Raw genomic sequence first — 8,997 nt, forward strand, 5'->3', positions numbered from 1 at the left:
GCCCCCCCACCGACCCCCGCCTCCCCGACCACCACGCCTGTATCCCCGCCACCCCGACCGTCACCAGCACCACCGAGGCCGCCGGGATCGCCAGGGAAGCGGCGGACGTGCTCAACTCGGCCCGGCCCGCCGACGACGGGGCGGATGCCAGGGCGATCGTCGTCAGGTCGATGCCCGGGGAGAGCAGGGCCACCGTCGCCCAGCCCGTCAACGCGCCGCCCGCCGCGGCCAGTACCGCCTGGGGCAGGGCCTCCAGGATCAGGAGGCGGCGGCCCTGGGCGCGGGTGAGGCCCATCGTGCGGAGGCGGGCCAGGAGCGCGGTGCGTTCGGGGGCCGCCCGGAGGAGGGAGAGCAGCAGGGCCAGGACCGCGTAGCCCGCGCCCGCCGCGACCGCGCCCGTGTAGATGTCCTCGGCACCCGACTGGAGGGGGGAGTCGACGTAACGGGCACGTTCCTGGGACCTCAGCTGCACGTGGCCTGCCCCGCCCGTCGCCTTGCGCAGGGCCGTCGCGTTCAGCTGCGCGCCGGTCAGGAGCAGTGCCGTCGGGCGGGCCGCCGACTCGGGCAGTTGTGCCCGGTTCACGACCAGGAACTCCGTGCCGGACACCGCCGGAGTGCGGTCCCGGACCGCCGTGATGCGGACGGTGAAGGTGGTGCCGTCCTGGAGCCGCACCGGGATGGGGCGGGTGCCGTATGTGGCGGCCACCGTCGGGGAGGCCACCGCGGTCAGCGCCTCCCGTGCCTTCCCCGACTCCCGCGCCTTCGTCAACTCGCCCTTCTCGAAGGGGCCCAGGCCCGTCCGGGCGGCCAGCGCCGCGTATCCGGCCGGGTCCACGCCCACCAGCGGCGCCGACTGCCTGCCGTTGGCGAGCTGGGCGTCGTACGCGATGCTCACCGCCGTCACGTCCCGCACGCCTGGCGTACGGCGGACCCGGTCGGGCAGGGCGGCGGGCAGGGGCTCGTCCGCGTCCACACGGGCGTCCGCGCCGATGGCGAGGAGCGCCGCGTGGTCGCGGGCCTCGTTCACACCGGTCAGGACCGAGCCGCCGAAGGCCGCCGTCGTCAGGGCGGTGAGCAGGGCGAGGAGGGGCAGGACCGCCGAGGCGGACGTACGGCCCGCGCGGGCCAGGGACAGATGGGCGACCACTCCGCGCAGGCGGCGGGCGGGGCGGGCCAGCCGGCGCAGGGGGAGCGGGTAGAGGCGGACCAGGGCCAGGGCCGCGATCACCCCCGTCAGCACCGGGGCGACGTAGGACAGTTCATCGCCCTGCGAGCCGCGTCGGCGCAATGTCTCCACCGCGGCCAGGGCCAGCACGAGCAGGGTCAGTTCGGCGACCGTGCGGCGGCGGGACGGCCGGGCCGTTGCCACGTCCTCGCGGCCGGTGTGGATCCGTACGACCCGATGGGCGACCACCGCGCGCAGCGGCAGCGCGGCGCACGCGGCGGCCGTGACCGCGGCGGCCGCCGCGAGCGCGTACGTCCGGCGGCCCTCGGGGAGCAGCAGCAGGGCTGCGGTCAGGCCCAGGGCGCCGGCCGGGACGGCCACCGTCGCCGACTCCGCGAACAGCCGGCCCGCCAGGCCGCGCAGGGACGCGCCGCGGGCGCGCAGCAGGGCGAGTTCGGTGCGGCGGCGGTCGGCCGCCAGGCCGCCCGCCATCAGCAGGACGACGGCGGCCACCGTGCCCGCGCCGACCGCGGCGACGGCGACCAGCGGGGTGACGCCCTCACGCAGCCGGTCGTACGCGGTCAGGATCTCGTCGAGGTCGGTGTCCGCGTCCGTGAGCGGACCGGTCACCTCACGGACCTTCTGGAGGGCCGGACCGGACTCCAGGGACGCCACCGCGGACTTCAGACGCTCGGCGTCGTAGGCGTGCAGGGCCTTTGTGACGGGCTCCAACTGCCAGTACCGCCAAGGGGTTCCGGGCGTGCCCAGCAGCGCGGGGGCCGCCTCCGGGGCGAGCAGCAGGGCGCCGAGCCAGTACTTCTCCGCGTTCGCCCCGGGAAGGGGGACCAGGGAGGGGCGGTGCAGGACGGGGTGGGTCGACCAGTAGGCGCCCGCGGGGTCGCTCGGGGTGACGATGCCGGTGATGCGGACGACCAGCGGGTCGCGGCCCTCGCCGGGCACGTGGATCCGTGAACCCACCTCGATGTGCAGGCCCCTGGCCGTCGCCGCGCTGACCGCCCCCTCCACCTCGGGCGTCGACGCGGTCACCGGGTCGGGCGCGCGCGGCAGCCGGCCGGTGACCGAGCGGACGTGGTCGGCGAGGCCGTGCTGGGCGACCAGGGTGACCTGCGCGGGCGTACCGGTGGGCCGGGGGATCCAGGGGTCCGGCACCTCCATGCTGTTGGCGGTGCGCACGCCGTACGTGGACTGGCCGCGGTCGGCGACGAGGGGCCGCCTGACCGTGGCGAGGATCTTCGCGTACTGGTCGGCCAGTGTCGCCGGGAGGACGTCGTGCTCCGAGATGATGCCGTACTCGGGCTGCGCGAACAGCTGCACGGTCGTCCGGTCGGGGCCCGCCTGCTCGACGGCGCGGTGCAGGCCCGCGTCCTCGTACCGGTCGACCGCGCGCGGGATGGCCGCGGCGAGACACGCGGTGAGCGCCACCATGACGGCGAGGGCGAGTGCCGCACCGGGGGCGGCGCGCAGCCGGGTGCGGATCCACGGGGCCACGGCAGACCTGGACCTCATCTCACTCACCGCCCTGTTCCCTCAGTGCCACCACCGGATTCGCCCGCCGCAACGCCAACACCCCCGTCACCACCAGCGGCAGCACCGCCACCGCCCCCAGCAGCACCACGACCTGCGGAACCGGCACCTCGACCAGCACCTCCGGCACCGGACGCGTCGCCTCGGTGGTCAGGACGACCAGAGGGATCACCGCCCGCGCCAGTACCGTCCCCAGCACCGCTCCCACCGACAGGGCCAGCGTCACCAGGACGCCCTGCTCCAGGGCGATCGTGCGGGCCAGCCCGCGGCGCGGGGTGCCCAGCGCGCGCAGCACCGCGAACTCCGGGTCCCGCTCCCGCAGGGACCCCGCCGCGCTCACGGCGAACCCGAGCGCGGCCAGCGCGGCCGCCACTCCGGCCGCCGCGGTGAAGGCCGCCTCGGGACCCGCCCCGAACGGATCGTCACGCAGCTCCTCGGCGATCTCGTCCCGTACGACGACCTGCGCGGGGTCCATGTCCGGGCGGGCCCGCAAGGCCTGCGCGACCTTCGCGGGGCGGTCCGTGTCCAGCCACCACTCGGTCGGCGTGACGCTCTCGCCGTACTTCGCCTCCAACACCCGGTTCACCGACCGCAGGTCGACGAGCAGAGCCCCGCCGCTCTCACTCCCCGTCGTCGGCAGCGCCTTGACGGACGAGGTGATCCGCACCGGCACCGTCCGGCCGCCGAACGTCACATCCACGCTCTGCCCCGTGCGGGCGCCCGCGGAGGTGAGGAAGTGGTCGGTCGCGATCGCGGCGAGTTCGCCCGCAGCGGGCTGCTCGACCTGCAGGCGCACCGTCAACTGGCCGAGGATCCAGGTGTATTCGGGCGGCACGAAGCCCGTGCCGTACTCGAACGTGAGCGGTTCCGAGGTGGTCATGCGCGGCTTGGCGGGCAGATGGCGGCCGTCGGGGGTGGCCGAGGGGTCGCCGTCGCTCTGCGAGTCGGCCGTCCAGGCGGCGGGCAGCGTCAGGCGGCGCACGGTGCCGTCGGCGGCCGTCGCCGTCAGCGCGTCGAGGGTGAGCCGGTGCCGGTCCGCCCGGCCGGTCGGCTGGGGCACCACCAGCTGCAGGTCCGTGAGCGTCAACGGGCCCGGTGGGACCGCGAGTTCGAGCGTGTGCGGCCGGCCGTCGCCGGTGAGTGCGCCCGCCGGGACCCGGTACGGGGTGCCGTAGCGGTCCTCCAGGGTGACCGTCACATCGGCGGTCGTGCCCGCCACCGTGCCGCGCAGAGTTGCCGTCAGGCCCAGCCGGGAGGTGCCCGCGGGAACCTTGGCGCCCATCGAAGGGCCCAGCGTGCCGCTCCTCGGACCCAGCCCGTACAGCAGCGACTGCACCGGCTCGGACGTCAGGTCCGGGCGGAGCAGGAACGACTCGGCCGCGTCCGGGGTGTCCAGGGCCAGCACGGTGGCCGTACGGTCACCGGACAGCGGCAGTTCCGTGCGGACGGCGGGAGCCGCCTGTCGTACGTGGTCGAGGGCCGCGTACTCGTCGGTGCGGCCGAGGCCGTCCTGCCCGTTGGCCAGTACCCGCACCGCCACCCCGGCCCGGAAGTCGGCCTGGTCGTCCTGCGAGCGGTCCCAGGAGGCGCCCTGGGCGATCGCCAGCATGCCGAGCGCGACGGCGAGGACCAGCAGCAGTACCGGGCCCGCGCCGCGCCCCGGGCGGCGGCCGATCTGCCAGCCCGCGAGGGCCGCGGCCAGGCCCCGTCCGGCGGCGGCCCGGCGTTCGGCGAGACGGGCCAGCGGCGGCAGCAGACGCAGGGTGAGGACCGTACCGGCGAGGAGCGCCAGGGCAGGGGCGGCGACCAGCAACGGGTCCACACCGAGAGCGCCGGAGCTGTCCCCGGTGACGGCACCGGTGGTCTGCCCGCTGAGCTGCCAGTACGCGACCCCGGCGATCACCAGCAGTCCGAGGTCCGCGCCCGAGCGCAGCGCGCCCGGCAGTGCGCGGGCCCGGCCGGTCGCGAAGGAGGATGTCAGCGCGGGCAGGGTCACCGCCAGGGCGCAGCCCAGCGCCACACCGGCCGCCACCAGCCACACCCCGATCCGCCCGCCGGCCGGAACGTCGAGACGCAGTCCGATCCGGGCCAGCGCGCCCTGTCCGGCGAGCAGCCGGGTCAGCGGTCCGGCCAGCAGGGGCGCGAGCGTCACCGCGGGCACGGCGAGCAGCAGCGCCTCGGTGGCGGCCAGGCCCGCGACCCGGGGCCGGGAGGCGCCGCGGGCCCGCAACAGCCTTGTCTCGCCCGTGCGTTGGGAGCTCAGCAGCCGGGCCACCAGGAGCAGCGCACAGCCCGCGAGCAGCCCCAGTTGGAGCGCGACGATCAGCAGGGTGGAGCGCGAGACGAGCAGAGAGCGGTCTATGCGGTCAAGGACGACGGGCAGTTGGGTGTTCGCGGCCGTCGTGCCGCTCAGCGCGGACTCGCCGCGCATCGCCGCGCTGCCGCCGAGGGCCGCCTCGCGCAGCGCGTCGATCCGCCCGGTCGTCAGCGTCGAGAAGTCGGCCGTCGCCAGCCACGCCGACGCCCCGGCGCTCACCCGGCCGTCGGTCAGGGCTTCGGGGACGGCGAGCAGCGGGCCGTACGTCGTGAAGTCGAGCTTGTTGACACCGCGGCCGTGCAGATCGTCCAGGAGCCGCCAGTAGGGGGCGTCCGTGCGGGCCGGCCGGTACAGGCCGACGACCGTGATCCGCACGTCCGGGCCGTCCAGGCGGTCGACGAGGGTGAGGCGGGTGCCGGGCTTCAGCTTCAGCAGCCGGGCGGCGCTCTGCGGGAAGGCCACCTCGTCCACGGCGGAGGGCATCCGGCCTTCGGCGATCCTTACCTGCGACCTGTCCAGTGCCGCGAAGTGCGTCAGATCCGGGTCCTCGGACCGCTCGGCGGCGGGCTGGAGCGAGCGGGGCAGCGCGTACGGGCCCGACCGCATGAGCCCCCGCACGGTCACCGGCAGCCCGTCGAAGGCCTTCCGCGCCCCTTCGCGTACGGCGGTGTCGGCGGCCGTACGCTCGTCGGCCGGGACGTCGGCCTTGACGACCAGCGCGGTGTCGGCGGCGTTGCGGGTGTCGGTCAGGGAGTGGCGCAGGGCCGCGTCGCCGATCGCGCCCGAGTAGGCGGTGAGCGTCGCCAGGACCGCCGTGGTCAGCAGGACCGCCAGCAGTGCGGCGGCGAGCAGCGGACGGTGCGCCCGCGCACGCAGGAGGACGAACCGCGCGAATCCCCCGAACCCCGTCACTGCGACCCGGCCCCCCGCCGTGTTGTCCAGACCTCCCGGCGATGTTGTCAGAGGAGAGTGGGGGCGGGTAAGCGGTTGTGGACCGGGCTTGACCGGATCGTGATCGGAATCCGGCGTCGAACGACCGGAATCCGGGACTCAGCCAGTCAGCCCTCGGTGTTCACCATCGAGGCCGCCGCGTACGTCAGGTAGTTCCACAGCGTGTGCTCGTGCTCCTCGGACAGACCGAGCTCGTCGACGGCGGCCCGCATGTGCTTCAGCCAGGCGTCGTGCGCCGCGCGGTCCACCTGGAACGGGGCGTGCCGCATCCGCAGCCGGGGGTGGCCGCGGTTCTCGCTGTACGTCGTCGGACCGCCCCAGTACTGCATGAGGAACAGCACCAGGCGCTCCTCGGCCGGGCCCAGGTCCTCCTCGGGGTACATGGGCTTCAGGATCGGGTCCTCGGCCACACCCTCGTAGAAACGGTGGACGAGGCGGCGGAAGGTCTCCTCCCCGCCGACCTGCTCGTAGAAGGTCTGCGTCTCAAGGGTGCCGCGCCGAATCTCTTTCACCGGTCCATGGTCTCAGACGGGGGGAACCAGGACTTGGGGCTTAGGTCCTCTTGTCAGGAGGGGGAGATTCCGGATCGGTTGGCTGTGGTGCTCGCTTCGGGGCCCGGCCCGCAGGACAGTGGACATATGGGTGCGCATGCTCTCCACAAGGACCTGGACGTCGTCGCCGCCGAGGCGCGGGCCGCGCTGGTGGACCGGATCGACGCGAGCGGGGCGTGGGCGGACGACCCGGTGTGGCGGGGGGCCTTCGAGGCGGTGCCGCGGCATGTGTTCGTGCCGTACTACTACGTCGGCGTCATGGGCGGCTACGAGCGCCGGTGGGGCGAGAGCCCCGACCCGCGCACACGCGAGCGCTGGGTACGCGGCGCCTACGCCGACGCCCCGCTGGCCACCCGGATGCGCGACGGTGAGCTGGTCTCCTCCAGCAGCCAGCCCTCGCTGATGGCGATGATGCTGGCGGCACTGGAGGTCGAGGACGGTGCCAGGGTCCTGGAGATCGGTGCGGGTACGGGGTACAACGCGGCCCTGCTCGCGCACCGGCTCGGCGACGACGGCCTCGTCACGACCATCGACCTGGAGCCGGAGATCACCGAGGCGGCGCGGCAGCATCTGGCCGCCGCCGGGTACCGCCCGCTCGTCGTCACCGGCGACGGTGCGCGCGGGGTGCCCGAGCGGGCCCCCTTCGACCGGATCATCGCGACCTGCACCCTGACCTCGATCCCACAGGCCTGGCTCGCCCAGTGCGCCCCCGGTGCCCGGATCCTCGCCCCCCTCGCCACCGGCCTGATCGCGCTGACCGTCCGGGACGCGGGGCACGCCGAGGGCCGCTTCCTGCGCACGCCCGCCTACTTCGTGCCGCTGCGGGGCGAGGGGCGCCCGCAGCAGGAGCCCGCCCGGCTCGGCGGGGTGCCGCGCCGGGCCCGGGAGAGCGAGCTGTTCCGCTTCCTGCTGGAGCTGAGCCAGGGCAGCCTCGACCCGCAGGAGGCCTACCAGTTGTGGGAGCGCGAGGGGTGGCCGCTGCGGGAGCGGTACGGGATCACGGTGAGCGGCGGACACGAGTGGGCGTGGCTGGACGATCCGGAGGGACCGTACGCGTGGCCGCTCGGTGGCTGACATGGCGAGGGGAGTCGGCGTGGTGGGAGTGGCAGGGGGGCGGAGACGGCGGCTCGGTGCGGGCGGCGGCGTGAGTGGGTGTGGCTGGATGACCGGGAGGGGCGGCTGTACGCGTGGCCGCTCGTAGCCGACATGGTCAGGGGGCCCGGCGCGTGGTGCGCCGGGCCCCCTGGTTGTCATGACTATCCGCGGCGGACCGTGATCGTCGTCCAGGCGCCCACGTGCACGCGGTCGCCGTCCTGGAGCGGTACCGGGACGAAGGGCTGGATGGGCTCCTCCGCGCCGTTGACCGTCGTGCCGTTCGTCGAGTTCTGGTCGACGACCGCCCAGGTGCCGTCGGGCTGCTGGACCAGCACGGCGTGCTGGTGCGAGACGCCCGGGTCCTCCGGCGGCACCGACAGATCGATGTCGGGGGTGTCGCCGGTGGAGTGCCGGCGGCGGCCGATGGTGATCTGGTTGCCGGTGAGGGTGCGCTGCTGCTCGGGCGAGTACGCGGGCAGGTTGAGCCCCGCGGCCTCGGGACCGGAGCGCTGCATCATCGCCATGAAGTACTCGCGGTCCGGACCGATCGTCGCCGACCAGGTCGCGGGCTGCTGCGGGTAGCCGGGGCCGGGTCCGGGCGGGGGCTGGGTGGAGCCGGGCTGCGGGTAGCCGTAGCCGCCGCCGGGGCCGCCGGGTGCGGTGGAGGACGGCGGGGAGATCACCCAGTCGTCGTCACCGCCCCCGAAGCCACCGGGACCGCCGGGACCCGAGGGCTGGAAGGCCGAGGGGGCGCCGCCGGTCGCACCGGGGCCGGCGGGCGGCGTCGGTCCGGGAGGCGGAGGCACGGGTCGCGAGGGGTCGCCGCCGAACGCGGAGGGGGCACCGGGGGCGCCTGGTCCGCCGGGCCCGTCATAGCCTCCGGGACGACCGGGGGCGCCAGGTCCACCAGGGCCGTCGTAGCCGCCTGGTCCGCCGGGCCGACCGGGACCGTCGTATCCGCCAGGGCGACCGGGGCCGCCGGGACCACCAGGTCCGCCGGGGCCGTCATAGCCGCCAGGAGCGCCGGGGCCACCAGGTCCGCCGAAGCCGCCAGGCCCGCCGGGAGAGTTGGGGCCGTCGAAGCCTCCCTGACCACCAGGTCCGCCGGGACCGTCGTAGCCGCCGGGGCGACCGGGGCCACCGGGACCGTTGTAACCGCCGGGTCCGCCAGGAGCGTTGGTGCTGCCGGGGCCACCGGGGCCGTCGAAGCCACCCTGGTTGCCGGGGCCACCGGGTCCGTTGGGGCCGCCGAAGCCGCCCGGACCGCCGGGCGCGTTGGTGCCGCCGGGGCCACCGAAGCCGCCCTGGTTGCCGGGGCCGCCCTGGCCGCCGGGTCCGCCGAATCCTCCGGGGCCGTTCGGGCCGGGGGGCGG

At 75.4% G+C, this 8,997-nt stretch carries 5 protein-coding genes; 1 reads left to right on the plus strand and 4 read right to left on the minus strand.

Going from position 1 to position 8,997, the window contains the following annotated elements; all coding sequences use genetic code 11:
- The 3 genes from TN53_RS39530 to TN53_RS39540 all read right to left on the minus strand — a co-directional run.
- Nucleotides 1–2,692, minus strand: a 2,692-nt coding sequence (locus TN53_RS39530) for an FtsX-like permease family protein (RefSeq protein WP_046263693.1), incomplete at its 3' end; no start/stop codon positions are given.
- Between the two features lies 1 nt (nt 2,693).
- On the minus strand, nt 2,694–5,939 hold the full coding sequence (locus TN53_RS39535) for an FtsX-like permease family protein (protein WP_046263689.1): 3,246 nt from the start codon (nt 5,937–5,939) through the stop codon (nt 2,694–2,696).
- Between the two features lie 146 nt (nt 5,940–6,085).
- On the minus strand, nt 6,086–6,490 hold the full coding sequence (locus tag TN53_RS39540; RefSeq protein ID WP_046263690.1) for a globin: 405 nt from the start codon (nt 6,488–6,490) through the stop codon (nt 6,086–6,088).
- A gap of 126 nt (nt 6,491–6,616) precedes the next feature.
- Here TN53_RS39540 and TN53_RS39545 point away from each other — a divergent pair, with 126 nt between their 5' ends.
- The gene (locus TN53_RS39545) at nt 6,617–7,603 is read left to right on the plus strand and encodes a methyltransferase domain-containing protein (protein WP_046263691.1); all 987 of its coding nucleotides are present in this window, start codon (nt 6,617–6,619) and stop codon (nt 7,601–7,603) included.
- A 182-nt stretch (nt 7,604–7,785) separates the two neighbouring features.
- Here the strand turns inward: TN53_RS39545 and TN53_RS46095 are convergent.
- On the minus strand, nt 7,786–8,997 hold a 1,212-nt coding region (locus tag TN53_RS46095; RefSeq protein WP_095046980.1), incomplete at its 5' end, for an FHA domain-containing protein.

Origin of the sequence: Streptomyces sp. WM6386 (genome assembly GCF_000972385.1) — a bacterium.
Lineage (GTDB): Bacteria > Actinomycetota > Actinomycetes > Streptomycetales > Streptomycetaceae > Streptomyces.

Excerpts from the sequence above, each read along its gene's own strand:
- TN53_RS39545 (WP_046263691.1), top strand. The coding sequence starts at position 6,617 with ATGGGTGCGCATGCTCTCCACAAGGACCTGGACGTCGTCGCCGCCGAG.